Source organism: Streptomyces sp. HUAS MG56 (genome assembly GCF_058673395.1).
The window spans coordinates 5,945,436-5,969,231 of the sequence record NZ_CM178722.1; the positions used below are offsets into that span (position 1 = coordinate 5,945,436).

The following is a 23,796-nucleotide window of genomic DNA, read 5'->3' on the forward strand; positions in this document are numbered from 1 at the left end:
TGGGACCATGACTCCTACGACCCAGACCACCGTCGGGATCGGCGGCGCCGCGGAGAGCACGGACATGGTGCTCAACATCGGGCCCCAGCACCCGTCCACGCACGGTGTGCTGCGGCTCAAGCTGGTGCTGGACGGGGAGCGCATCGTGCGCGCGGAGCCCGTGATCGGGTACATGCACCGCGGCGCCGAGAAGCTCTTCGAGGCGCGCGACTACCGGCAGATCATCGTGCTCGCCAACCGCCACGACTGGCTGTCGGCGTTCTCGAACGAGCTGGGCGTGGTCATCGCCGTGGAGCGGATGCTCGGCATGGAGGTGCCCGAGCGGGCGGTGTGGACGCGCACGCTGCTCGCCGAGCTGAACCGGGTGCTCAACCACCTGATGTTCCTCGGCTCCTATCCGCTGGAGCTGGGCGGCATCACCCCGGTGTTCTACGCGTTCCGCGAGCGCGAGGTGCTCCAGAACGTGATGGAGGAGGTCTCCGGCGGGCGCATGCACTACATGTTCAACCGCGTCGGCGGCCTCAAGGAGGACCTGCCGGCCGGCTGGAGCGCACGCGCGCGTGCCGCCGTCGCCGCCGTGCGCTCGCGCATGGACGTCTTCGACGACCTGGTGCTCGGCAACGAGATCTTCCGGGGGCGCACGCGCGGGGTCGGCGCGCTGACGCCGCAAGCGGTGCACGCCTACGGCGTCAGCGGACCCATCGCGCGCGCCTCGGGCGTCGACTTCGACCTGCGCCGCGACGAGCCGTACCTGGCGTACGGCGACCTCCAGGACACCCTGAAGGTCGCGACCCGGAGCGAGGGGGACTGCCTCGCCCGCTTCGAGGTGCTCCTGGAGCAGACCCACAACGCGCTCGACCTCGCCGACGCCTGCCTGGACCGGCTCGCCGGGCTGCCGCCGGGCCCGATCAACCAGCGGCTGCCGAAGGTCCTGAAGGCGCCCGAGGGACACACGTACGCGTGGACCGAGAACCCGCTCGGCATCAACGGCTACTACCTGGTCAGCAAGGGCGAGAAGACGCCGTACCGGCTCAAGCTGCGCTCGGCGTCGTACAACAACATCCAGGTGCTGACCGAGCTGCTGCCGGGGACGCTGGTGGCGGACATGGTGGCGATCCTGGGGTCGATGTTCTTCGTGGTCGGCGACATCGACAAGTAGCCCGGGCGGCTAGGGGGCGGCCGGGGGTTCCGCCGCCAGCGGGTCCGGGACGCCGACCGGCTGGACCAGCCAGCCGAAGTCGCCGAGGCCGCCCGGCGCGGTGAGTTCGCCGGCCTCTCCGGCGCTCGCGAGGGCGCGTACGTAGGCGGCGGGGTCTGTGGAGGCCAGCGCGAGCGGGGGGCGCGCGCCGGTGATGTCCAGGGCGCGCAGGGCGGCGCGCTGCGTGAGCAGGCGCGCGGGCGACAGCATGCGCGCCGTGTCGTGGGGCTCCCGCGCCGCGTCATGGGGTGTGCGCGCAGTGTTCTGAGGCGTGGAGGGCGCGGGAGGGGTGTTCGGGGGCGCGCTGGTGGTGTTCTGGGACGTATGCGCCTCCCCGGGGAGCGTGCGCGCCTCGCTGGAGGGCATGCGCGCCCGATCGGGAGACGTGCGCGCGGGAGACGTAGGCGGCGAATCGGGGGACGTGCGCGGTGTGCCCTGGGGCGACTGCCCCGTACTCCCGGCGTCAAGGGCGCCGGCCGCCGCGCACGCGTCCAGTGCCACGTGCGCGGTGATGTCGCACGATCCGTCCGGCACGGGCGCCGTCTCGCGTCCCTCCCGGAAGCCGGTGAGCGTCCCGAACGGGGGGCGCGTGTCGCGGGTGTGCGCGTAGTCCACCGCCACGGCGAGCCCGCGCACCAGTCGGCCGACCGCCGACGCCCACGCCAGGTCCCGGGGCAGCCCGATCTCCGCGCGCAGCCCCTCCTCGGCGCGCAGCGGCCACCAGCGGGCGAGCCAGTCCGCGTCCGCGCCCGTCACGGGCTCCCCGAGCCGCTCGGTGCCGTCCTCGGCGACGAGCACCAGCCGGGGCACCCCCGCGGGGTCGACCTCGGCGACGTCGACGGGCACGTTGTCCAGCCACTCGTTGGCGAACAGCAGCCCGGTGACCGCTGCCGGGGGCTCGGGCAGCCAGGTGATGCGCGAGTCCAGGCCGGGCGGTCGGTCGGCGCGTTCGACGGCGTATCCACGCGCGCGTGCGGCCACGTCGGCCGGCAGGGCGGCGAGCACGCCGGCGACCAGCTCGCCCCGGCCCGCCCCCATGTCGACGAAGTCCAGCGCGTCGGGCCGCCCCAGGACCTCGTCCACCCGGCACAGCAGCCTGGCCACGGCCCGCGCGAACAGCGGGGAGGCGTGCACGGACGTGCGGAAGTGACCGGCCGGGCCCTCCGGGCGCCGGTAGAAGCCGCCGGGCCCGTACAGCGCCGCCTCGGCCGCCACACGCCAGCCGCGCCGGACCTGCTCGTCCGGCCGGCCGCCACCGCCGTCACCGTGGCCGCCGGAAGCCCGTTCCGCTTCCCGTGCCGTTTCATCCGTCACCGGAACAGACTAGGCGCACAGATGATCACTTCCTCCACCTTGCGGAGTACGCGCACCGGGTGTGGATCGGCCCTCCGGTTGACCCCCGCACGCATCCCGTTTCCCTACTCTGGGTTACGTGCAGAGCCTCTACGACTTCCTCCGCCGCCACCCGACCTGGGTCGACACCTTCTGGGCCGTCGTCCTGTTCGGGCTGTCCGGCGTGAGTGTGGTCAATCTGCACGGATCGGCAGGGCACCACGGGTCGATCGCCGCGGGCCTGGCCGTGTCCGTCGTCCTGTGCACGGTCGTCGCGCTGCGCCGCCGTTTCCCGGAGGCGATGCTGCTGGTCGCGTGCGCGACCGGACTGGCCCAGCTGGTCCTGGACGTCGAGACGACCGTCGCCGACTTCGCGATGCTGGTGATCACGTTCACGGTCGCGGCGATCGGCGCGCGCTGGGCCTCGCGGGTCGCGCTCTGCGTCAGCCTCGTCGCGGCGACCGTCGCGCAGATGCGCTGGCCGGCCACGCACTCCGGCTTCGTCGGGCACATCGCCATAGCGGTCTTCCAGACGGTGCCCTTCGCGCTCGCCTGGGTGCTCGGTGACTCCATGCGCACGCGGCGTGCCTACTTCGCCCAGCTGGAGGAGCGCGCCGCCCGCCTGGAGAAGGAGCGCGAGGCCCAGGCGAAGGTCGCGGTCGCCGCCGAGCGTGCCCGGATCGCGCGCGAGCTGCACGACGTCGTCGCACACAACGTGTCGGTGATGGTGGTGCAGGCCGACGGCGCCGCCTACGTCCTCGACGCCGCCCCCGACCAGGCCAAGAAGGCCCTGGAGACGATCTCCTCCACCGGCCGGCAGGCTCTCGCCGAGATGCGCCGCCTGCTGGGCGTGCTGCGCACCGGGGAGCACCAGGAGGGCGGGGAGTACGTCCCGCAGCCCGATGTCGACCAGATCGACGACCTCGTCGAGCAGTGCCGCGCCTCCGGGCTGCCGGTCGACTTCAAGGTCGAGGGCACCCCGCGCCCGCTGCCGAGCGGCGTGGAGCTGACCGCGTACCGGATCGTGCAGGAGGCGCTGACCAACACCCGCAAGCACGGCGGGCCCAACGCGGGCGCGAGCGTGCGGCTGGTCTACTTCGACGACGGGCTCGGCCTGCTGGTCGAGGACGACGGCAAGGGCGCCCCGCACGAGCTGTACGAGGAGGGCGGCGCCGACGGCCAGGGGCACGGGCTGATCGGCATGCGCGAGCGCGTCGGCATGGTCGGCGGCACGCTGGACGCGGGCCCGCGCCCGGGCGGAGGATTCCGCATCAGCGTCCTGCTCCCGCTCAAACCGGCGCACTGATGTCCTCGCGCGCTCCCGACCGACACCCGTAAGCCGCCCCCTGAAAGCCGATTTCTGAAAAGAGGCCCGATGACGATCCGCGTGATGCTCGTCGACGACCAGGTGCTGCTGCGCACCGGGTTCCGGATGGTGCTCGCCGCCCAGCCGGACATGGAGGTCGTCGCGGAGGCGGGCGACGGCGTCGAGGCGCTCCAGGTGCTGCGCACCACCCCGGTCGACGTCGTCCTGATGGACGTCCGCATGCCGAAGCTGGACGGTGTGGAGACCACCCGGCGGATCTGCGCGGAGCCGGACGCGCCGAAGGTGCTGATCCTGACCACGTTCGACCTGGACGAGTACGCGTTCTCCGGGCTGAAGGCGGGCGCCTCCGGGTTCATGCTCAAGGACGTGCCGCCCGGTGAGCTGCTGGCCGCCATCCGGTCCGTGCACAGCGGTGACGCCGTCGTGGCGCCCTCCACCACCCGGCGGCTGCTGGACCGCTTCGCGCCGATGCTGCCCTCCGGCGGCAAGGAGCCGCAGCACAAGGAGCTGGAGCGGCTCACCGACCGGGAGCGGGAGGTGATGGTGCTCGTCGCGCAGGGCTTGTCCAACGGGGAGATCGCGGCCCGGCTGGTGCTCAGCGAGGCCACGGTCAAGACCCACGTGGGCCGCATCCTGACCAAGCTCGGCCTGCGCGACCGGGTGCAGGTGGTCGTGCTGGCGTACGAGACCGGGCTGGTCCGCGCGGGCGGGCACGGCTGACCCGAGCTCAACCGGAGGCGTGCGGGCGCCTGACGAGGGTGCCCGACGGGGAGCCGAGGGCGTCGTACGGTCGGCCGGCGCCGGTGTGCCGGCCTCGGCGGGTCTGCGGGCACCGACCGGGCGGGACCGGTGCCCGCCGTGGGTGACACGGGGCTCCGGTGGGGTGGACCGTCGGCCCCCGCGGGGAGGCGTCAGCGCAGGACGCCCTCGATGAAGTCGCTGCCCAGCCGGGCCACCGCGGACAGGTCCAGCTGGTGCTGGACGTACCGGCCGCGGCGGCAGTCCGTGATCAGGCCCGCCCTCTTCAGCACCGCGAGGTGCCGGGATATCTCGGGGGCCGACATGCCGTGCGCGTCGGCCAGTTCGCCCGTGGTGTGCGGGGCGCGCGCGAGATGCCGGCACAGCCGCATCCGCACCGGGTGGGCCAGCGCCTCCAGGCGGCGCGTGAGCTGTTCGACGGACGGGGCCTGCGGGCGCGTGCCGCTCGCGGGGTAGGTGATCGACGGCTGCCAGCCGAAGCGGTGCAGCACCATGACGTGCGGCCAGCCGAGGCTGGTCGGCACCAGGACCAGGCCGCCGTCGCCCGTGGCGGTGCGGCCCACCGAGAGCTTGTCGACCGTGATCAGCCCGGCCTCCTCGTCCAGCGAGACGGCCTCGGACAGCGATGTGACGGCTTCGCCGAGGCCCTTGCGGCGCAGCAGCTCGGTCCGGTGCCGGGCGTCGGCGGCGAGCTGGGGCTGGATGCGGGCCCAGGTGTCGGCGAAGAAGGCCTCGTCGCAGTCGAGCATCAGCTGCCGGAACCACGCCCGGACGAACGGCGGGTCCTCCAGCAGCCGGCGCGTGAACTGCTCCTGTACGGCCCCGCGCGCGGCGGCCAGCTCCAGGGCGCGGCGGCGCAGCTCCGGGTCGTCCAGCAGGGCCGGCTCCTGGACGTCGTAGCGCAGCCGGCAGGTGAACTCCAGGGCGGCGTCGACGAACTGCTGGTCCGTCAGCTTGTCCAGGAGGTCCAGGTCCTCGGCGAGGGTGGCGCCGGGCACCGTGCGCCGGCCGGGGACGCCGCCGAAGGGGGCGAAGACGTCCGAGAACGTCGTACGCCACAGGAAGTCGGCCTCGCAGAGCCGGTCGGCCAGGCGGGGGTCCAGCCGGGACGAGACGGCGGTCGCCCAGCCCTGGAGATCGGGGTGGTGGCCGGGCTCGCTGAGCGCGTGCAGCGCCATCCCCAGCTCCGCCAGCGGGGAGGGCACGACCCGGACCCGCTCGGGCGGCAGTCCGGTGATGTCGATCGTCACGCTCATGCACCCATCGTGCACCGGCCCACTGACAGTGCCCCCGTGGATTGACGGCAGTCGTCAATCCACGGGACATCCGCACCGGGCTCGACCAGGCTGAAGGCACCGGGGCAGCCGCGGAGCCCGATCACCCACAGATCAGCCACGTCCAGATCAGCCACGTCCCGAACATCCTGTAGAGGCGATCCGCCATGAGCGTCACCCAGCAGTACCTCCTCGACATCCACCGGGCGCGCACGCTCGGCGAGCCCGAGCCGCCCGCGCCGGGCCGCCACGACCTTCAGACCGTGCGCGAACTGCGCGCGTACCGGCGCTTCAGTGCGGTCGTCGCCGAGTGCCCGGCACGCGGGCGCGTGCGGTACGCCCTGCGCCGCCGGCTGCGCCCGCGCGCACTGTGATCACAGTCCCGCGGGCGCCGATCACGGCGCGGGCAGGCGCGTCACGAAGTCGGCGACGGCCGCCCGCACGTCGTCCGCCGTCCACTCCAGGCCCTGCGCGCCGACCGTGACCTCGGTGAACGCCAGGTCCGGCCCGCCGTGGTCCCAGGCCCGCGCGAACAGCAGGACCGAGGTCTCCTCCGCCTGCCGCACCGCCGCCTCGGCCGGCACGTCGGGGGCGTACGGCAGCCAGACCCGGAACTCGTGGGTGTGCGGCACCGCGGGGTGCACGCGGGCTCCCGGCACGCCGGCCTCGGCGAACCCCTCGCGCAACGCCGCGGCCACCACGCGCGCGTGCCGCACATAGCCGGGCAGCCGGGGCAGTTCCGTGTCGAGTCCGGCGAGGGCCGACAGCACGGTCGGGAACTGCTGGAAGATCATGCCGCCGTACCGGTGCCGCCAGGCCTTCGCCTCCTCGATCAGCGTCTTCGGGCCGGCCAGGGCGGCCCCGCCGAAGCCGCCGAGGGACTTGTAGAACGAGAGGTAGACGGTGTCGGCGAGCGCGGCGATCTCCTCCAGGGAGCGCCCGAAGTGCTCCGTGCACTCCCACAGGCGCGCGCCGTCGAAGTGCACCACCGCATCGCGCTCCCGCGCGGCCTCGACGACCTCCGTCAGCTCCTCCCAGGAGGGCAGGACGTAACCGGCGTCCCTGAGGGGCAGTTCCAGCATCAGCGCGCCGAAGGGCTCGTCGAAGTCGCGTATCTCGGCGGCCGTGGGCAGCCGGGGCTCGCTGGTCACCCGCACCGGGCGCAAGCCGCTGACCTGGCTGAACGCGTTCCGTTCATGCACCTCGGGATGGGCGAGGCCGTGCAGGGCGACGGTGGGGTCTCCGGTGCGGGCGGCCCAGCAGCGCAGGGCCACCTGCTGGGCCATCGTGCCGGTCGGGAAGAACGCGGCGGCCTCCGTGCCGAGCAGCGCGGCGACCCTGTCCTCCAGGGTGCCCACGATCCGGTCGCCGTACATGTCGACCCGCTCGTCGAGGTCGTGGACCTCGGGTGCCGTCCGGGCCAGCCAGTCCAGGCGCTCCCGGATCGTGCCCTCGAACGGGGCGCGCCACAGCACGCGCCGCGCCCGTTTGGACGCGGCCACCCGCCGCTCGTACCGTGCCCGCCTCTGATCCTGCTCAGCCGTATCGGTCATAGCGGCGATCATGCCGCGCCCCGCACCCGCCCGGTACCGGGATTTCCACGCCGCGGAGCCCTCGCGGCGGCGTGGCGAAACCCACAGCCTGTGGACGACCGGCCGCTGCCGGACCGGATAGCGTTAACATGACGAGAAATCGTCCGGTACATCGTCCGGTACCCAGAGCGGACTGGAACGGGAAGGCCGCCGTCGCGTGAGTACAGTCCACCAGCCAGACCTCAGGGACCGCCCCGCGCGGCTCACCGTCGGCGTCGTCGGCGCCGGCCGCGTGGGCCCCGCGCTGGCCGCGTGCCTCAAGCTCGCCGGGCACCGCCCGGTGGCCGTCTCCGGAGTCTCCGACGCCTCCCGCAGGCGCGCCGAGACCATGCTCCCGGGCGTGCCGCTGGTGCCGCCCGCCGAGGTCCTCCAGCGTGCCGACCTGGTGCTGCTGACCGTCCCCGACGACGCCCTGCCCGGCCTGGTCGCCGGCCTCGCCGAGACCGGTTCCGTACGGCCGGGCCAGCTGCTCGTGCACACCTCCGGCCGCTACGGCGCCGGGGTCCTCGACCCCGCCCTGCGCGCGGGCGCGCTGCCGCTGGCGCTGCACCCGGCGATGACGTTCACCGGCACCCCGGTGGATGTCCAGCGCCTCGCCGGCTGCTCCTTCGGGGTCACCGCGCCCGAGGAGCTGCGGCTGGCCGCCGAGGCCCTGGTCATCGAGATGGGCGGCGAGCCCGAGTGGATCAGCGAGGAGAACCGCCCGCTCTACCACGCGGCCCTCGCCCTCGGCGCCAACCACCTGGTCACCCTCGTCGCTCAGTCCATGGAGCTGCTGCGCACGGCCGGTGTGACGGCGCCCGACCGGATGCTCGGCCCGCTGCTCGGCGCCGCCCTGGACAACGCGCTGCGCTCCGGCGACCTGGCGCTCACCGGGCCTGTCGCGCGCGGGGACGCCGGCACGGTCGCCGCGCACGTCACCGAGTTGCGCAAGCACGCCCCGCAGACCGTCGCGGGCTACCTCGCGATGGCCCGCGCCACCGCCGACCGGGCCCTCGCCCACGGCCTGCTGAAGCCGGAGCTCGCCGAGGATCTGCTCGGTGTGCTGGCCGACGGATCCAACGGCACCAACGGCACCAACGGCACCAACGGCACCAAGGGGAACGCCTGATGACCACCGTCCTGCTGAGCACCGCCGAAGAGCTGCACGCACGCGTGCGCCGCGGCCGACGTGCCGTCGTGATGACGATGGGCGCCCTGCACGAGGGCCACGCGACCCTGATCCGCAGCGCGCGGGAGCTGGCGGGCCGCGACGGCGAGGTCGTCGTCACCGTCTTCGTCAACCCCCTCCAGTTCGGCGCGGGCGAGGACCTCGACCGCTACCCGCGCACCCTCGACGCCGACCTGAAGATCGCCGAACAGGCGGGCGCGGACGCGGTGTTCGCGCCCTCCGTGGACGAGGTCTACCCCGGCGGCAACCCCCAGGTTCGCATCACCGCCGGCCCGATGGGCGAGCGTCTGGAGGGTGCCTCGCGGCCGGGCCACTTCGACGGCATGCTCACCGTCGTCGCCAAGCTGCTGCACCTCACCCGCCCCGACGCGGCCCTGTTCGGGCAGAAGGACGCCCAGCAGCTGGCCCTGATCCGGCGCATGGTGCGGGACCTGAACTTCGGCGTCGAGATCGTCGCCGTACCCACGGTGCGCGAGGCGGACGGGCTCGCCCTGTCCAGCCGCAACCGCTACCTCTCGCCCGACGAGCGCGGTACGGCGCTCGCGCTGTCCCGCGCGCTGTTCGCCGGCCGCGACCGGCACGCGGCGCAGGAGGCGCTGCGCGCGCGTGCCCGCGAAGTGCCCTCCACGCACGCGCGTGCCGAGGCGCTCAGCGCCATAGGAGAGTCCCGCGCGGCGGCCGACGCGCACGCCGTCGCCACCGCCGTACCCGGCGGTCCGGCCGCGGTCCGCGCGGCGGCCCGCCAGGTCCTGGACGAGGCCGCGCGCTTCGTCCCGCCGCTCCGGCTGGACTACCTCGCCCTGGTCGACCCCGCCGACTTCACCGAGATCGGCGACGACTTCACCGGCGAGGCCGTCCTCGCCGTCGCCGCCCGGGTCGGCACGACCCGGCTGATCGACAACCTCCCCCTGACCTTCGGAGCCGCCTCGTGACCAGCACAGGCACCAACCCGGCCACCAACACGGGCATACGTCTGCACGCGCCGGCCCCCGGGTGGAGCATCGCCGCGGACGTGGTCGTCGTCGGATCCGGCGTGGCCGGGCTGACCGCGGCCCTGCGCTGCGAGGCCGCCGGGCTCACGACGGTCGTCGTCACCAAGGCCCGCCTGGACGACGGCTCCACGCGCTGGGCGCAGGGCGGCATCGCCGCCGCCCTCGGCGAGGGCGACACACCCGAGCAGCACCTCGACGACACCCTGGTGGCCGGCGCGGGCCTGTGCGACGAGGACGCCGTCCGGATCCTCGTCACCGAGGGCCCCGACGCCGTACGCCGGCTCATCGACACCGGAGCCCACTTCGACGAGTCCTCCGAGGGCGGACTGGCCCTCACGCGCGAGGGCGGCCACCACCGGCGCCGTATCGCGCACGCGGGCGGCGACGCGACCGGCGCCGAGGTCTCCCGGGCCCTGGTGGAGGCGGTACGCGCGCGCGGGCTGCGCACGATCGAGAACGCCCTGGTGCTGGACCTGCTGACCGACGCCGAGGGCCGTACGGCCGGCGTCACGCTGCACGTGATGGGCGAGGGCCAGCACGACGGCGTGGGCGCCGTGCACGCCCCCGCGGTGGTCCTCGCGACCGGCGGCATGGGCCAGGTCTTCTCCGCGACCACCAACCCGTCCGTGTCCACCGGCGACGGCGTGGCGCTGGCGCTGCGCGCGGGCGCCGAGGTCTCCGACCTGGAGTTCGTGCAGTTCCACCCGACCGTGCTGTTCCTCGGCGCGGACGCGGAGGGGCAGCAGCCGCTCGTCTCGGAGGCCGTGCGCGGCGAGGGCGCCCACCTGGTCGACGGCGACGGCGTGCGCTTCATGGTGGGCCAGCACGAACTGGCCGAGCTGGCGCCCCGGGACATCGTCGCCAAGGGCATCCTGCGGCGGATGCTGGAGCAGGGCGCCGAGCACATGTACCTCGACGCCCGGCACTTCGGCGCCGACATGTGGGAGCACCGCTTCCCGACCATCCTGGCCGCCTGCCGCGCCAACGGGATCGACCCGCTCACCGAGCCCATCCCGATCGCCCCGGCCGCGCACTACGCCTCCGGGGGCGTGCGCACCGACGCGCGGGGCCGGACGACGGTGCCGGGCCTGTACGCGTGCGGCGAGGTCGCCTGCACCGGCGTGCACGGCGCGAACCGGCTCGCGTCCAACTCCCTGCTCGAAGGCCTCGTCTACGCCGAGAGCATCGCCGCCGACATCGCCGCCGCGCGGGCGGAGAACGGCCTCCACGCGCGCGTGCCCGCACCGGTCCCGCACCCCGAGACGCCCGCCCACCCGCTGCTCGCCCCCGAGACCCGGTTCGCCATCCAGCGGATCATGACCGAGGGCGCGGGCGTGCTGCGCTCGGGGGAGTCCCTCGCCCGGGCCGCCGAACAGCTCCAGGGGCTGCACACGCAGGCCCGCGACGCGCTCCAGGAGCATGGCAAGACCGCCGAGCCCGGCGTCGACACCTGGGAGGCCACCAACCTCCTGTGCGTCGCCCGCGCCCTGGTCGCCGCCGCCCGGTTGCGCGAGGAGACCCGCGGCTGCCACTGGCGCGAGGACCGCGCCGAGCGCGACGACACCAACTGGCGGCGCCACATCGTCGTACGGCTGAGCCCGGACCGGTCCCTGGCCGTAGGCACCACCGACACCGCAGACTTCCCCCCTACCCGGTAACACCCGCGAACCCAGCGCCCCAGGAGCAGTGACAGACGTGAGCACCGACGACCTTCCCCTCGCCTCCGCCGGCGGCTGCGGCGACGACTGCGCCTGCGGCGCCGAGGGCGACCACGAATACCTGGAGTGCGGGCTCGACCCCGCGCTCGCCGAGCTGCTGGCCGCCGCCGGGCTCGACCCCATCGAGGTCGAGGACGTCGCCAACGTCGCCATCCAGGAGGACCTGGACGGCGGCGTGGACGTGACGACCGTCGCGACCATCCCCGAGGAGGCCACCGCCACCGGCGACTTCACCGCGCGCGAGGCGGGCGTCGTGGCGGGCCTCCGGGTCGCCGAGGCTGTGCTGTCCGTGGTCTGCACCGACGAGTTCGAGGTCGAGCGGCACGTCGACGACGGCGACCGGGTCGAGGCCGGGCAGAAGCTGCTGTCGGTCACCTCGCGCACGCGTGACCTGCTCACCGCCGAGCGCAGCGCGCTGAACATCCTGTGCCGCCTGTCCGGCATCGCGACCGCCACGCGCGCGTGGGCGGACGCGCTGGAGGGCACCAAGACCAAGGTCCGCGACACCCGCAAGACCACCCCCGGCCTGCGCGCGCTGGAGAAGTTCGCGGTCCGCTGCGGCGGAGGCGTCAACCACCGCATGTCGCTGTCCGACGCGGCCCTGGTGAAGGACAACCACGTGGTCGCCGCCGGCGGCGTCGCACAGGCCTTCAAGGCCGTACGGGAGGCCTTCCCGGACGTGCCGATCGAGGTCGAGGTCGACACGTTGCACCAGCTGCGCGAGGTGGTCGAGGCGGGCGCCGACCTGATCCTCCTGGACAACTTCACGCCCGGCGAGTGCGCGGAGGCCGTCGGCATCGTCGGCGGCCGGGCCCTGCTGGAGGCCTCCGGGCGGCTGACGCTCGGCACCGCGCGCGCGTACGCCGACACCGGTGTGGACTTCCTGGCGGTCGGCGCGCTCACCCACTCCTCGCCGATCCTCGACATCGGCCTGGATCTGCGCGAGGCGGAGTAACGGCCATGCTGCTCACGATCGACGTCGGCAACACGCACACCGTCCTCGGCCTGTTCGACGGCGAGGACATCGTCGAGCACTGGCGCATCTCCACGGACGCGCGCCGCACGGCGGACGAGCTGGCGGTGCTGCTCCAGGGCCTGATGGGGATGCACCCGCTGCTCGGTGAGGAGCTGGGCGACGGCATCGACGGCATCGCCATCTGCGCGACCGTCCCGTCGGTGCTGCACGAGCTGCGCGAGGTCACCCGCAGGTACTACGGCGACGTGCCCGCGGTGCTGGTGGAACCGGGCGTGAAGACGGGCGTGCCGATCCTCACCGACAACCCCAAGGAGGTCGGCGCGGACCGGATCATCAACGCGGTCGCGGCCGTGGAGCTGTACGGCGGCCCGGCGATCGTCGTCGACTTCGGCACGGCGACCACGTTCGACGCGGTCTCCGCGCGCGGGGAGTACGTCGGCGGTGTCATCGCACCCGGCATCGAGATCTCCGTGGAGGCGCTCGGCGTCAAGGGCGCGCAGCTGCGGAAGATCGAGGTGGCCCGGCCGCGCAGCGTGATCGGCAAGAACACCGTCGAGGCCATGCAGGCGGGCATCGTGTACGGCTTCGCGGGGCAGGTCGACGGGGTGGTCGAGCGGATGGCCCGGGAGCTGGCCGAGGACCCGGACGACGTGCGGGTGATCGCCACGGGCGGGCTCGCGCCGATGGTGCTGGGGGAGTCCTCGGCGATCGACGAGCACCAGCCGTGGCTGACGCTGATCGGGCTGCGCCTGGTGTACGAGCGGAACGTGTCGCGCATGTGAGACGACCGGCGCCCTCTCCGGGAGGCGCCGGTCTTTCGACCGGGTGGCGCCGGTTCTCGCATTCCACGCGCGCGGATGTCGCCCGGATATGGCGCCTGGGTGCGTGTTCGTGGCCCCGGTCGAGGGAAACACGGAGCGACACGCGGCGATACAACATTCCGGTCCGTCACTTTTGTCCGATTAGCGATAGCGTCGCCGCATGCCCACGCCATACGGATCCCGCGGCGGCATGGCGTTCGGCGTGGAGGAGCTGCGTGTGCTCCGTCGCGCCCTCGCCCTCGCCCTTCACCCCAGCCAAGCCTCTGCCGGGGACGTCCAGGACTGTTTCCGGCTCGCCGAGTCGCTCGACGAGGCGATGTGCGAGGGGGCGAGACTGCGCGCGTTCCTGGTGGCCGACCTCGGCCGGTACCGGGCCGCGCTGCCGGGTACCGCCGCCGGTTACCTCACCCTCCTGGAGGAGGCGCTGGGCGCCGGGCACCGGCCGACGCCGGACGACCTGGCCGCGCTGCGGGCGCTGCGCGGCAATCTCGCGGCGGCCGCGCTGCTGGACCGTTGCCAGGCGCTGGCCGAGCAGGACGTACGAGCCCGGTTCGCACAGGGCGCCCGGACGGTGCCCGCTCCCGCCGTACCGCCCGCACGGACGCGCCTGACGGCCCTTCCCGGCGGCGCGGGCGAGTCCGGGGTCCAGGAGGCCGGGGAGCCGGCGAAACCGGCGGAGAAGCCCGCGCAGAAGCCGGGGCCGGCCCCCGCGGAGCGCCCCGCCCCACAGCCGGCGCCCCCGAAGCGCCCCATCCCGACGCCGGGCGAGGTCTTCCCGCGCCGCAAGCCGGTGCCGCCGACGGAGGACACCGAGTCCCGCCAGCTCGCCGCGGGCTGACCCGCCCACCCGCCGGGGTGTCCGTGCAGGTCGGGAGGCCAATCGGGTGGTTCGCGCACCCCGTACCTTTCGCCCGTTCCCGCGTGGCTACCCTGTCAGGCATGGACTACGTCTCCGCGCTCGTGCCTCCGGTCGTGATGGCCGTGTTCTTCATCGGTTTGGTCAGGGTGATCGTGAAGACCCAGGGCGGTGCCGCCAAGGCCAAGGAGGACGCGGCCGTCGACGCCGCCCTCGCGCGCGCGGAGAGTGCGCGGCAGGCCTCCGCCGGCGGCGACGCCTGATCCACCCCGGGCGTACGACTCCCGCATCCCGTGGGGTGCGGATCCGAGTCGTACGCCCTTTTTGTTCGCGTTCGCAGGGTTAGTGCACGTCCGGCACGCCATTGTCGGGATCTCCCACTATTGTTCTGAGCTGTGCCTCGCCCATTGGGAGAACTCGAAGACGCGGTCATGACGCGGGTGTGGAAGTGGAACCGCCCGGTGACGGTTCGAGAAGTCCTGGAAGACCTCCAGCAGGAACGCTCGATCGCGTACACCACCGTGATGACCGTTTTGGACAATCTCCATCAGAAGGGCTGGGTGCGCCGGGAGGCCGAAGGGCGGGCCTATCGATATGAGGCCGTCTCGACACGGGCCGCCTACGCCGCCGCCCTGATGAACGACGCGTGGTCGCAGAGCGACAACCCGGCCGCCGCTCTCGTCGCCTTCTTCGGGATGATGAGCGAGGAACAGCGGCACGCCCTCCGCGACGCGGTACGCATCGTCCAAGGACCGGAAACCCCGGAAGCTTCCGCAGCCCCCGAAGCTCCCGAACCCCGGCAACGGGAAGCCGCGCAACAGGAAGCTCCGCGACAGGAACCCGCCGAACCTCGCCAAGAGGAGAACCCCGGCTCGGCAGAGGACGCCGCCGGGCGATAGCGTCCGCTCATGTCAGCCGAGCGCCCCGAAGTCTCCGCAAAAGACATCACCGTCCGCCGGGCGCGGACGAGCGATGTCCCGGCCGTACGCCACCTCCTCGACGCCTACGTGCGTGACCGCATCCTGCTCGACAAAGCCACCGTCACGCTTTACGAGGACATCCAGGAGTTCTGGGTCGCGGAACGCGACGACAACGCCGAGGTGGTCGGCTGCGGTGCGCTGCACGTCATGTGGGAGGACCTCGCGGAAGTCCGCACTCTCGCGGTGAAGCCGGGCCTCAAGGGCGCCGGCGTCGGCCATCAGTTGCTGGAGAAGCTCGTCGAGACCGCACGCCGGCTCGGCGTTCGCCGCGTTTTCTGCCTCACCTTCGAAGTGGACTTCTTCGGGAAGCACGGCTTCGTGGAGATCGGTGAGACGCCCGTCGACGCGGATGTCTACGCGGAGCTGTTGCGTTCCTATGACGAGGGCGTCGCCGAGTTCCTCGGTCTCGAACGAGTGAAACCGAACACCTTGGGCAACAGCCGGATGCTTCTGCATCTGTGATCGCCATTGCCCGAGTGCCCTATGTCCGAAACGCGCATGTTTCCGGGTCTAGGGGGTCCACCGGTGCTCTCCCGGGGGTTTGTGTTTTTCCGGCAAAAGCGGTTTGCTTTCCGGCGTAGTGCAGTACTGCATATAACAGGGGCGGCGAAACGGCGGACGCCGCACACCCCTGGCCCTCAACGTTATCGATGAAAGGAAATCCGGTGGCACAGAAGGTTCAGGTCCTTCTTGTCGACGACCTCGACGGCGGCGAGGCGGACGAGACGGTGACGTTCGCGCTGGACGGCAAGACGTACGAGATCGATCTCACGACCATCAATGCGGACAAGCTGCGTGGGCTTCTGGAGCCCTATGTGAAGGGCGGCCGTCGTACCGGAGGCCGTGCCTCTGGTGGACGCGGAAAGGCCCGCGCCGCTTCCGGTGGCAACCAGGACACCGCGGCGATCCGCGCCTGGGCGAAGGAAAACGGTTACGAGGTCAACGACCGCGGCCGTGTTCCGGGGAACATCCGCGAAGCCTACGAGAAGGCCAACGGCTGATCCCGCCGCACGGCGGGCGACGGCCCGGCGCACGCGCGCCGCAGCCGGACGCGGTGACACTCCGCTGCCACCGTGTCCACCAGTCGCACGAGATCGGGGGCGCTCCCCTCGCGTCCCATCGCCGACAGTGCAGGCAGCGAGGCCTCGGCCTCGCCTCCCGGCCGAGGGGGCCGCAGCCACACGGCGGCCCCCCGTACGGAGCCGAAAGGCACGGAGTCGAAAGGCACGGAGCCGAAAGCCGGACCGGCCGTCGGCAGGCCGGCCGTCGGCACATCGGCATCCGGCACACGGGCCTCCGGCGCACCGGCCTCAGGCAGCGATGACCTCGGCGCCTCCGGCGCACCACCGGCCTCCGGCGGCGGCCCCGGCGCCTCCACCGCGCCGCCCGCGCCCAGGGCCCGCAGGTCGAGGGGGACGGCGCTCCACTCCAGCCAGTCCAGCAGCCCCGGCAGCTCCTCCGCGCCGCCCGCGGCCACCAGCAGCTGCATCCGGTCGCCCCGCAGCGCCACCGGAGAGCCCGGCGCGAGATGCCGGAGCGCCCGCGCGCCCGCCTCGGCCGGCACGTCCAGGACGTCGAACCGCACCCCGGTGAGCAGCCACAGCGGCCGTCCGGGCACGGTCGCCCACCCCAGATCGTTCTCGTACCAGTGGCGGATTCGCGCCTCCGGGCCGCCCGCTGCGGAGCACGGCCCCGATTCCGGGGCAGGAGGGTCGAGGAGGCCGTCGCCCGGGTCGAGGGGCCGGCGGGGAAAGGGGACGGTGTGGACAGGGTGAGTCATGCGGTGCTCCCGGGCCGGGCCAGCCATGCCAGGTGCAACCGGCCGAGTGACCTGACGGTTACGCTGAGTACTCGAATGGTTGCTCATGGTTTCGGAAGGGGAGGCGTGTGGGGGTCCGGGGGAGCGCGAGGTTGTTCGCCCATAGCGGAGGGAACGGGGCCCTGCGGCATGGAGTGTCAGTCCCCGCGGGTAAGACATGCCTAGTGGGAGGGGGCGACACGCAGGACGGCCCGTCTCACGTTCGCCATCGGCGTACTGGCGATGAGGGTAACTGCCTGGCCTGCGGGAACATCGTCTCGCACCATCAGGTTGGGACAGATGTCGGCGTTCGGGGTCAGGAGGCCAAGGACGGTGTCGGCAGTTGGAATGAGCGGTCCCCGCTTGCGGGACTAAGCTGCGGAAGGACAGGGAGGGGAAGTTCCCCCCACTGCCTGACCGCTCTGAGGAGCGATTAACGATGTTCGAGAGGTTCACCGACCGCGCGCGGCGGGTTGTCGTCCTGGCTCAGGAAGAAGCCCGGATGCTCAACCACAACTACATCGGCACCGAGCACATCCTCCTGGGTCTCATCCACGAGGGCGAAGGTGTCGCCGCTAAGGCCCTGGAGAGCCTCGGCATTTCGCTTGAGGCGGTCCGCCAGCAGGTGGAGGAGATCATCGGCCAGGGCCAGCAGGCCCCGTCCGGGCACATCCCCTTCACTCCCCGTGCCAAGAAGGTCCTGGAGCTGTCGCTCCGTGAGGCTCTTCAGCTGGGCCACAACTACATCGGCACGGAGCACATCCTGCTCGGCCTGATCCGTGAGGGCGAGGGCGTCGCCGCCCAGGTCCTGGTCAAGCTGGGCGCAGACCTCAACCGGGTGCGGCAGCAGGTCATCCAGCTGCTCTCCGGTTACCAGGGCAAGGAGACCGCCACCGCCGGCGGCCCGGCCGAGGGCACCCCCTCGACCTCCCTCGTCCTCGACCAGTTCGGCCGGAACCTCACCCAGGCCGCTCGTGAGTCCAAGCTCGACCCGGTCATCGGGCGCGAGAAGGAGATCGAGCGGGTCATGCAGGTGCTGTCCCGCCGTACGAAGAACAACCCGGTCCTGATCGGTGAGCCCGGCGTCGGCAAGACCGCCGTCGTCGAGGGCCTCGCCCAGGCCATCGTCAAGGGCGAGGTGCCCGAGACGCTCAAGGACAAGCACCTCTACACGCTGGACCTCGGTGCCCTGGTCGCCGGCTCCCGCTACCGCGGTGACTTCGAGGAGCGCCTGAAGAAGGTGCTCAAGGAGATCCGCACCCGCGGCGACATCATCCTGTTCATCGACGAGCTGCACACGCTGGTCGGTGCGGGTGCCGCCGAGGGCGCCATCGACGCCGCGAGCATCCTGAAGCCGATGCTGGCCCGCGGTGAGCTGCAGACCATCGGTGCGACCACGCTGGACGAGTACCGCAAGCACCTGGAGAAGGACGCGGCCCTGGAGCGCCGTTTCCAGCCCATCCAGGTCGCCGAGCCGTCCCTGCCGCACACGATCGAGATCCTCAAGGGTCTGCGCGACCGCTACGAGGCCCACCACCGCGTCTCCATCACGGACGAGGCCCTGGTCCAGGCGGCCACCCTGGCCGACCGGTACATCTCGGACCGCTTCCTGCCGGACAAGGCGATCGACCTGATCGACGAGGCCGGATCGAGGATGCGCATCCGCCGGATGACCGCTCCGCCGGACCTGCGCGAGTTCGACGAGAAGATCGCCGCCGTCCGCCGGGACAAGGAGTCCGCGATCGACTCGCAGGACTTCGAGAAGGCCGCCTCCCTGCGCGACAAGGAGAAGCAGCTCCTGGCCGCCAAGGCCAAGCGCGAGAAGGAGTGGAAGGCCGGCGACATGGACGTCGTCGCCGAGGTCGACGGCGAGCTGATCGCCGAGGTCCTCGCGACCGCCACCGGCATCCCGGTCTTCAAGCTGACCGAGGAGGAGTCCTCGCGTCTGCTGCGCATGGAGGACGAGCTCCACAAGCGGGTCATCGGCCAGGTCGACGCCGTCAAGGCGCTGTCGAAGGCGATCCGTCGTACGCGTGCCGGTCTGAAGGACCCGAAGCGCCCCGGTGGTTCGTTCATCTTCGCCGGCCCGTCCGGTGTCGGTAAGACCGAACTCTCCAAGGCCCTCGCCGAGTTCCTCTTCGGTGACGAGGACGCGCTGATCTCCCTCGACATGTCGGAGTTCAGCGAGAAGCACACGGTCTCGCGGCTCTTCGGTTCGCCCCCCGGCTACGTGGGCTACGAAGAGGGCGGCCAGCTCACCGAGAAGGTGCGCCGCAAGCCGTTCTCCGTCGTCCTGTTCGACGAGGTCGAGAAGGCCCACCCGGACATCTTCAACTCGCTGCTGCAGATCCTGGAGGACGGTCGCCTGACCGACTCCCAGGGCCGGGTCGTGGACTTCAAGAACACGGTCATCATCATGACGACCAACCTCGGCACCCGGGACATCTCCAAGGGCTTCAACCTGGGCTTCGCGGCCTCGGGTGACACGAAGACCAACTACGAGCGCATGAAGAACAAGGTCCAGGACGAGCTGAAGCAGCACTTCCGGCCCGAGTTCCTCAACCGCGTCGACGACGTGGTCGTCTTCCCGCAGCTGACGCAGGAGGACATCCTGCGGATCGTCGACCTGATGATCAGCAAGGTGGACGAGCGCCTGAAGGACCGGGACATGGGCATCGAGCTCTCCCAGTCCGCCAAGGAGCTGCTGTCCAAGAAGGGTTACGACCCGGTGCTGGGCGCGCGTCCGCTGCGTCGCACGATCCAGCGCGAGGTCGAGGACACGCTCTCGGAGAAGATCCTCTTCGGTGAGCTGCGCCCCGGTCACATCGTGGTCGTGGACACCGAGGGCGAGGGCGACGCCCAGACCTTCACCTTCCGCGGTGAGGAGAAGTCGGCGCTGCCCGACGTCCCGCCGATCGAGCAGGCGGCCGGCGGTGCCGGGCCGAACCTGAGCAAGGAGGCGTAAGCCTCCGGCGGACCAGCCGAGTTGAAGGGGCCGGTGCCTTTGGCACCGGCCCCTTCAGCACATCCGGAGATCAAGCGCCGACGGTCGTCAGGACAACTGCCCGTTGTAGTCGGGGAGCTTGAAGGTCTTCTCGGCGTGGCCGCCGGAGAGGTCGGTGGCGCTGTTGCCGATGTTCGCGATGATCGTGTAGCCCTTGTTCTCGATGTCGACGCGCTGGGCCGTCTTGTAGGCGGCGACGTCCTTGAAGAGGTCGAACAGGCCGCGGACGTAGAGGCCGGAGACGTCGTAGCCGTCGTACTTCAGGTTCCACTCGGTGGGCTCTTCGATGATGCCCGGGCGGGCCGTGACGAAGAAGAGCGAGACGCCGTGCTCCTGGGCGTACTTCGCGACGTTCAGCACGGGCTTGTTGGCCGGCTGGGGGAAGCTGAAGCCGTAGTCGGTCTCCAGCGTGGTGTTGTCGATGTCGAAGACGATCGCCTGCTTCTCGCCCGGCTCGGCGGCGGCGATGCGCTCCTTCAGGTACGGCAGGGCCTGGTCCATCACCGTCTGGCAGTCCTTCTGCCAGGTCGCGTAGTCCACCTTCGTGGCCGTCGCGGTGGCGGTGGTGTCGGCCGCGGTGCTGCTCGTGGTCGCGGCCTGGGCCGGGGCGGCCAGAGCGGCCAAGGCGGCCACGGAGACGGCGGTGGCGGAGATACGGCGAGCCCAGGAGCCTCTGGTCATCGGTGGGGGTCCTCTCACGCGGACGGGTCCTGAATGTCAGGGGCATGATCTGAGGCGAGGGTGGCGTGAGGGGAACCGTAGGGTTACTGAACGGTAGGCGCCCAGGGGGTGTGCGTCACATTCACGTGATCGCCGACGGGGAACCCGGTGATAAGCCGCACAGGCGATTCGCCCGCTACTAGCCCGGACAGTGGAGCCGGCCGGACGGGTAAAGGGCCGACAAAGAGAACGTCATGTCCGGAGCTCGTGGGTAAAGAACGGCGGCCTCGGGGCGGTGGCATCTACTACCGGGCGCCGTAGGAGAGGCGTTCTGGGGTGGGCGGGGTGCTGGGCTACCAAGGAGTGGCCGCCCGGAGGGACGTCCGTTCGCCGGGTGGCCGCTCTGTCCCCGAGGTCACGAGGTTTCGATGTTCCAGCGCGTCACGTCCCGTTCTTCCCGTACGTCCTCGCTCCGCGCCCGCGTGACCGTCCTGGCCGCCGCGGTGGGGTCCCTGGCCGTCGTGGGGACCGGGGTCGCGAGCGCGGCCGCGCCGTCGGCCGGTTGGGTCGACCCGGTGAAGAAGTACACGCTGTCGGCCCGCTTCATGCAGGCCGGCGGCATGTGGCAGACCAAGCACAGCGGTCTGGACTTCGCCGTGCCGACCGGCACCGCCGTCGCCGCCGCGCACGGCGGCACCGTCGTCAAGGCCGGCCCGAACGGCGCCGGCGACGGCCCCGCGTACGGCAACGCCGTCGTGATCAGGCACGGCAGCGGCGCGTACTCGCAGTACGCGCACCTGTCCCGGATCGACGTCAAGGCCGGCCATGCCGTCAAGGCCGGCCAGCGCATCGCGCTGTCCGGCTCCACCGGCAACTCCACCGGTCCGCACCTGCACTTCGAGATCCGTACGACCCCGAACCACGGCTCCGCCGTCGACCCCGCCGCCTTCCTGCGCGGCAAGGGCGTCACCTTCTGAGCGGCGACACCGCCTACGTGCGCCGGCAGGCGTGTTCGTGGGCCTGGGTGATCAGGTCCAGGGAGACCGCGAGCGTGGCCGCGCGCTTCTTCTCCACGTCTCCCTCCAGGTCCTGCATCGCGAACATCCCGGCGTGCAGCGTGAACATCGCGCTGACGGAGCGCACCTGGTCGACGAGGTCGGCGCCGGGGTCGATGAGGATGTCCCGCAGGCCCCGCATCCGGTCCTTGAAGATGTCGCCGATGCGCAGTTCCCGTACCGTCGCCTGGTTCTCCTGCATGAAGCGGAACAGCGGCTCCGCCTCGGCGAGGGCCGCGCTGTAGCGGCGGATGATCTCCCGCTTCGTGTCGAGGGTGGACGGCTGCCCCCGGCCCCACTCGATCAGTTCCGCCATCGGTTTCGTCAGGTCCTCGAAGAGGCTGACGATGATCTCTTCCTTCGTCTTGAAGTGGTAGTACAGGGCTGCCTTCGTGACGTCGAGACGCTCGGCGATCTCGCGCAGCGAGGTCTTCTCGTAGCCCTGCTCCGCGAAGAGTTCGAGCGCCACGTCCTGGATGCGCTGGCGGGTGTTGCCGCGGCGCTGCTGTTTCGTGCCGTCCATCGTGCCGCCCATCCTCGTACTCCTTGCGCTCCCACGAAACTTACTTGACGCCCGGCTAGTGACAGGTCTACCTTCCACAGTGTAGTCAACTAGCCGGGCGGCAAGTAAGTAGAAGCCGCAGGGGGAATGGAAAGAAAGATGGCGGACACCGTAGAAAGCGCCACCGCGGGCCAACAGCCCGCAATCGAGGGCAAACAGCCCAAGAGCGTGCGGGTCGTGCTGCTCGCGCTGATGATCGCGATGATGCTCGCGATGCTCGACAACATGATCGTGGGTACGGCGATGCCGACGATCGTGGGTGAACTGGGCGGCCTGGAGCACCTGTCCTGGGTGGTCACCGGCTACACCCTGGCCACCGCGGCCTCGACCCCGATCTGGGGCAAGCTCGGCGACATGTACGGGCGCAAGGGGTCCTTCCTCAGCTCGATCGTGATCTTCCTGGCCGGCTCCGCCCTCAGCGGCATGGCCCAGAACATGGGGCAGCTGATCGGCTTCCGCGCCGTGCAGGGCCTCGGCGCCGGCGGTCTGATGGTCGGCGTCATGGCGATCATCGGCGACCTGATCCCGCCGCGGGAGCGCGGCAAGTACCAGGGCATGATGGCCGGCGTCATGGCGCTGGCGATGATCGGCGGCCCGCTGGTCGGCGGCACCATCACCGACAACTGGGGCTGGCGCTGGGCCTTCTACATCAACCTGCCGCTCGGCGCCGTCGCGCTCGCGCTGGTCAGCGCCGTGCTGCACCTGCCGAAGAAGCGGGCCAAGGCGGGCATCGACTACCTCGGTGTCGTCCTGCTGACCGTCGGCATCACCTCGATCGTGCTGGTCACCACCTGGGGCGGCAGCGAGTACGCCTGGACCTCCGCGCGGATCATGGAGCTGATCGCCATCGGCGTGGCCTCGCTGGTCGGGTTCGTGTTCTGGCAGACCAGGGCCGCCGAGCCCGTGCTGCCGCTGCACATCTTCCGGAACCGCAACTTCACGCTGATGTCCTTCATCGGCTTCATCACCGGCTTCGTGATGTTCGGCGCGACGCTCTACCTGCCGCTGTACCAGCAGTCGGTGCAGGGCGCGTCCGCGACCAACTCCGGTCTGCTGCTCCTGCCGATGCTCGGCGCGATGCTGGTGACCTCGATGGTCGCGGGCCGGGTCACCACCAACAGCGGCCGCTACAAGGCCTTCCCGATCGTCGGCGGTGTCCTGATGGCCGTCGGTCTGTACCTGCTGTCCACCATGGACACCGGTACGACCCGGCTGACCTCCGGCATCTACATGGCCGTCCTCGGCCTCGGCATGGGCTGCCTGATGCAGATCACCATGCTGGTCGCGCAGAACAGCGTGGAGATGAAGGACATGGGCGTCGCGTCCTCGTCCACCACCCTGTTCCGTACGCTCGGCTCGTCCTTCGGTGTCGCCATCATGGGCGCGCTGTTCAACGACCGGGTCAAGCACGTCATGGCCGAGCGGGCCGGTACGGCCGGCAAGCACATGACCGAGAAGAGCGCGGCGCTGGACGCCAAGAGCCTGCAGAAGCTGCCGCCGATGATCCGGGAGGCCTACCAGCACGCCGTCTCCGCCGGTACGCACTCGGCGTTCCTGCTGGGCGCGGCGATCGCGGTCCTCGTGCTGGCCGCGGCGGTGTTCGTGAAGGAGGTCCCGCTGCGGGGCGCAGGCGCCAAGCCGTCGCCGGAGGGCGAGGACGCCGCCGCGCCGGTGATGGTCGAGGCCGTCTGATCCCACCCGCCTCACCCTGAACCGAAGAC

23 protein-coding genes are annotated in these 23,796 nt (G+C 71.5%); 17 read left to right on the forward strand and 6 right to left on the reverse strand.

All coding sequences use genetic code 11. From position 1 onward, the window contains the following. Positions 1–7 precede the first annotated feature (7 nt). Positions 8–1,159, forward strand: a complete 1,152-nt coding sequence (locus tag AC4OXY_RS28125; protein WP_356029205.1) for an NADH-quinone oxidoreductase subunit D — start codon at positions 8–10, stop codon at positions 1,157–1,159. A 9-nt stretch (positions 1,160–1,168) separates the two neighbouring features. Here AC4OXY_RS28125 and AC4OXY_RS28130 read toward each other — a convergent pair whose 3' ends face one another. Then, entirely contained in the window at positions 1,169–2,512 is a 1,344-nt protein-coding gene (locus AC4OXY_RS28130) for an SAM-dependent methyltransferase (RefSeq protein ID WP_491991285.1), read from the reverse strand. A 118-nt stretch (positions 2,513–2,630) separates the two neighbouring features. Between AC4OXY_RS28130 and AC4OXY_RS28135 the strand changes: the two genes are divergently transcribed. After that, the gene (locus tag AC4OXY_RS28135) at positions 2,631–3,836 is read left to right on the forward strand and encodes a sensor histidine kinase (RefSeq protein ID WP_491991286.1); all 1,206 of its coding nucleotides are present in this window, start codon (positions 2,631–2,633) and stop codon (positions 3,834–3,836) included. 69 nt (positions 3,837–3,905) lie between these two features. After that, on the forward strand, positions 3,906–4,577 hold the full coding sequence (locus AC4OXY_RS28140; RefSeq protein ID WP_356029198.1) for a response regulator transcription factor: 672 nt from the start codon (positions 3,906–3,908) through the stop codon (positions 4,575–4,577). Positions 4,578–4,768: 191 nt separating this feature from the next. Here AC4OXY_RS28140 and AC4OXY_RS28145 read toward each other — a convergent pair whose 3' ends face one another. Beyond that, positions 4,769–5,872 (reverse strand): DUF5937 family protein, encoded by a 1,104-nt coding sequence (locus tag AC4OXY_RS28145; RefSeq protein WP_491991287.1) that lies wholly within the window; start codon positions 5,870–5,872, stop codon positions 4,769–4,771. Positions 5,873–6,057: 185 nt separating this feature from the next. Here AC4OXY_RS28145 and AC4OXY_RS28150 point away from each other — a divergent pair, with 185 nt between their 5' ends. Further along, complete coding sequence (locus AC4OXY_RS28150; protein WP_402068666.1) at positions 6,058–6,264, forward strand: hypothetical protein; 207 nt, start codon at positions 6,058–6,060, stop codon at positions 6,262–6,264. Positions 6,265–6,285: 21 nt separating this feature from the next. Here the strand turns inward: AC4OXY_RS28150 and AC4OXY_RS28155 are convergent, their stop codons facing one another. Further along, entirely contained in the window at positions 6,286–7,443 is a 1,158-nt protein-coding gene (locus AC4OXY_RS28155; RefSeq protein WP_402068668.1) for a threonine aldolase family protein, read from the reverse strand. Between the two features lie 196 nt (positions 7,444–7,639). Here AC4OXY_RS28155 and AC4OXY_RS28160 point away from each other — a divergent pair, with 196 nt between their 5' ends. The 10 genes from AC4OXY_RS28160 to AC4OXY_RS28205 all read left to right on the forward strand — a co-directional run bounded on the left by AC4OXY_RS28160 (position 7,640) and on the right by AC4OXY_RS28205 (position 15,997). After that, a complete protein-coding gene (locus tag AC4OXY_RS28160; protein WP_491991288.1) occupies positions 7,640–8,593 on the forward strand; it encodes a Rossmann-like and DUF2520 domain-containing protein in 954 nt (317 codons plus the stop codon). Then, on the forward strand, positions 8,593–9,585 hold the full coding sequence (gene panC, locus AC4OXY_RS28165; protein ID WP_362821662.1) for a pantoate--beta-alanine ligase: 993 nt from the start codon (positions 8,593–8,595) through the stop codon (positions 9,583–9,585). The genes AC4OXY_RS28160 and panC overlap by 1 nt, the downstream gene beginning before the upstream one ends. Then, positions 9,582–11,303: an L-aspartate oxidase gene (locus AC4OXY_RS28170; protein ID WP_356029184.1), complete on the forward strand. Its 1,722-nt coding sequence runs from the start codon at positions 9,582–9,584 to the stop codon at positions 11,301–11,303. The genes panC and AC4OXY_RS28170 overlap by 4 nt, the downstream gene beginning before the upstream one ends. Before the next feature lie 37 nt (positions 11,304–11,340). Further along, the gene (gene nadC / locus AC4OXY_RS28175) at positions 11,341–12,318 is read left to right on the forward strand and encodes a carboxylating nicotinate-nucleotide diphosphorylase (protein ID WP_356029182.1); all 978 of its coding nucleotides are present in this window, start codon (positions 11,341–11,343) and stop codon (positions 12,316–12,318) included. 5 nt (positions 12,319–12,323) lie between these two features. After that, entirely contained in the window at positions 12,324–13,121 is a 798-nt protein-coding gene (locus tag AC4OXY_RS28180; RefSeq protein ID WP_356029179.1) for a type III pantothenate kinase, read from the forward strand. Positions 13,122–13,350: 229 nt separating this feature from the next. Beyond that, positions 13,351–13,998 carry a hypothetical protein gene (locus AC4OXY_RS28185; protein WP_491994653.1) on the forward strand — a complete coding sequence of 216 codons (648 nt, stop codon included), beginning with the start codon at positions 13,351–13,353 and terminating at the stop codon, positions 13,996–13,998. Positions 13,999–14,099: 101 nt separating this feature from the next. Beyond that, positions 14,100–14,279: a hypothetical protein gene (locus AC4OXY_RS28190; protein WP_071373304.1), complete on the forward strand. Its 180-nt coding sequence runs from the start codon at positions 14,100–14,102 to the stop codon at positions 14,277–14,279. Positions 14,280–14,447: 168 nt separating this feature from the next. Then, positions 14,448–14,915: a BlaI/MecI/CopY family transcriptional regulator gene (locus AC4OXY_RS28195; RefSeq protein ID WP_376293702.1), complete on the forward strand. Its 468-nt coding sequence runs from the start codon at positions 14,448–14,450 to the stop codon at positions 14,913–14,915. A 9-nt stretch (positions 14,916–14,924) separates the two neighbouring features. Further along, entirely contained in the window at positions 14,925–15,458 is a 534-nt protein-coding gene (locus AC4OXY_RS28200) for an amino-acid N-acetyltransferase (RefSeq protein WP_356029173.1), read from the forward strand. Positions 15,459–15,661: 203 nt separating this feature from the next. Next, positions 15,662–15,997 carry a histone-like nucleoid-structuring protein Lsr2 gene (locus tag AC4OXY_RS28205; RefSeq protein WP_356029389.1) on the forward strand — a complete coding sequence of 112 codons (336 nt, stop codon included), beginning with the start codon at positions 15,662–15,664 and terminating at the stop codon, positions 15,995–15,997. Here the strand turns inward: AC4OXY_RS28205 and AC4OXY_RS28210 are convergent. Then, positions 15,976–16,776, reverse strand: a complete 801-nt coding sequence (locus AC4OXY_RS28210; protein WP_491991289.1) for an SCO3374 family protein — start codon at positions 16,774–16,776, stop codon at positions 15,976–15,978. The genes AC4OXY_RS28205 and AC4OXY_RS28210 overlap by 22 nt on opposite strands. Before the next feature lie 457 nt (positions 16,777–17,233). Here AC4OXY_RS28210 and AC4OXY_RS28215 point away from each other — a divergent pair, with 457 nt between their 5' ends. Continuing rightward, a complete protein-coding gene (locus AC4OXY_RS28215) occupies positions 17,234–19,759 on the forward strand; it encodes an ATP-dependent Clp protease ATP-binding subunit (RefSeq protein WP_356029169.1) in 2,526 nt (841 codons plus the stop codon). Positions 19,760–19,846: 87 nt separating this feature from the next. Here AC4OXY_RS28215 and AC4OXY_RS28220 read toward each other — a convergent pair whose 3' ends face one another. Next, positions 19,847–20,479: an HAD family acid phosphatase gene (locus tag AC4OXY_RS28220; RefSeq protein ID WP_356029167.1), complete on the reverse strand. Its 633-nt coding sequence runs from the start codon at positions 20,477–20,479 to the stop codon at positions 19,847–19,849. Between the two features lie 407 nt (positions 20,480–20,886). Between AC4OXY_RS28220 and AC4OXY_RS28225 the strand changes: the two genes are divergently transcribed. After that, complete coding sequence (locus tag AC4OXY_RS28225) at positions 20,887–21,435, forward strand: M23 family metallopeptidase (RefSeq protein WP_491991290.1); 549 nt, start codon at positions 20,887–20,889, stop codon at positions 21,433–21,435. Positions 21,436–21,448: 13 nt separating this feature from the next. Here AC4OXY_RS28225 and AC4OXY_RS28230 read toward each other — a convergent pair whose 3' ends face one another. After that, positions 21,449–22,048, reverse strand: coding sequence for a TetR/AcrR family transcriptional regulator (locus AC4OXY_RS28230; RefSeq protein WP_356029163.1), 600 nt, complete (start codon positions 22,046–22,048; stop codon positions 21,449–21,451). Between the two features lie 126 nt (positions 22,049–22,174). Here AC4OXY_RS28230 and AC4OXY_RS28235 point away from each other — a divergent pair, with 126 nt between their 5' ends. Continuing rightward, positions 22,175–23,767, forward strand: coding sequence for an MDR family MFS transporter (locus AC4OXY_RS28235; protein WP_356029161.1), 1,593 nt, complete (start codon positions 22,175–22,177; stop codon positions 23,765–23,767). Positions 23,768–23,796: the final 29 nt, after the last annotated feature.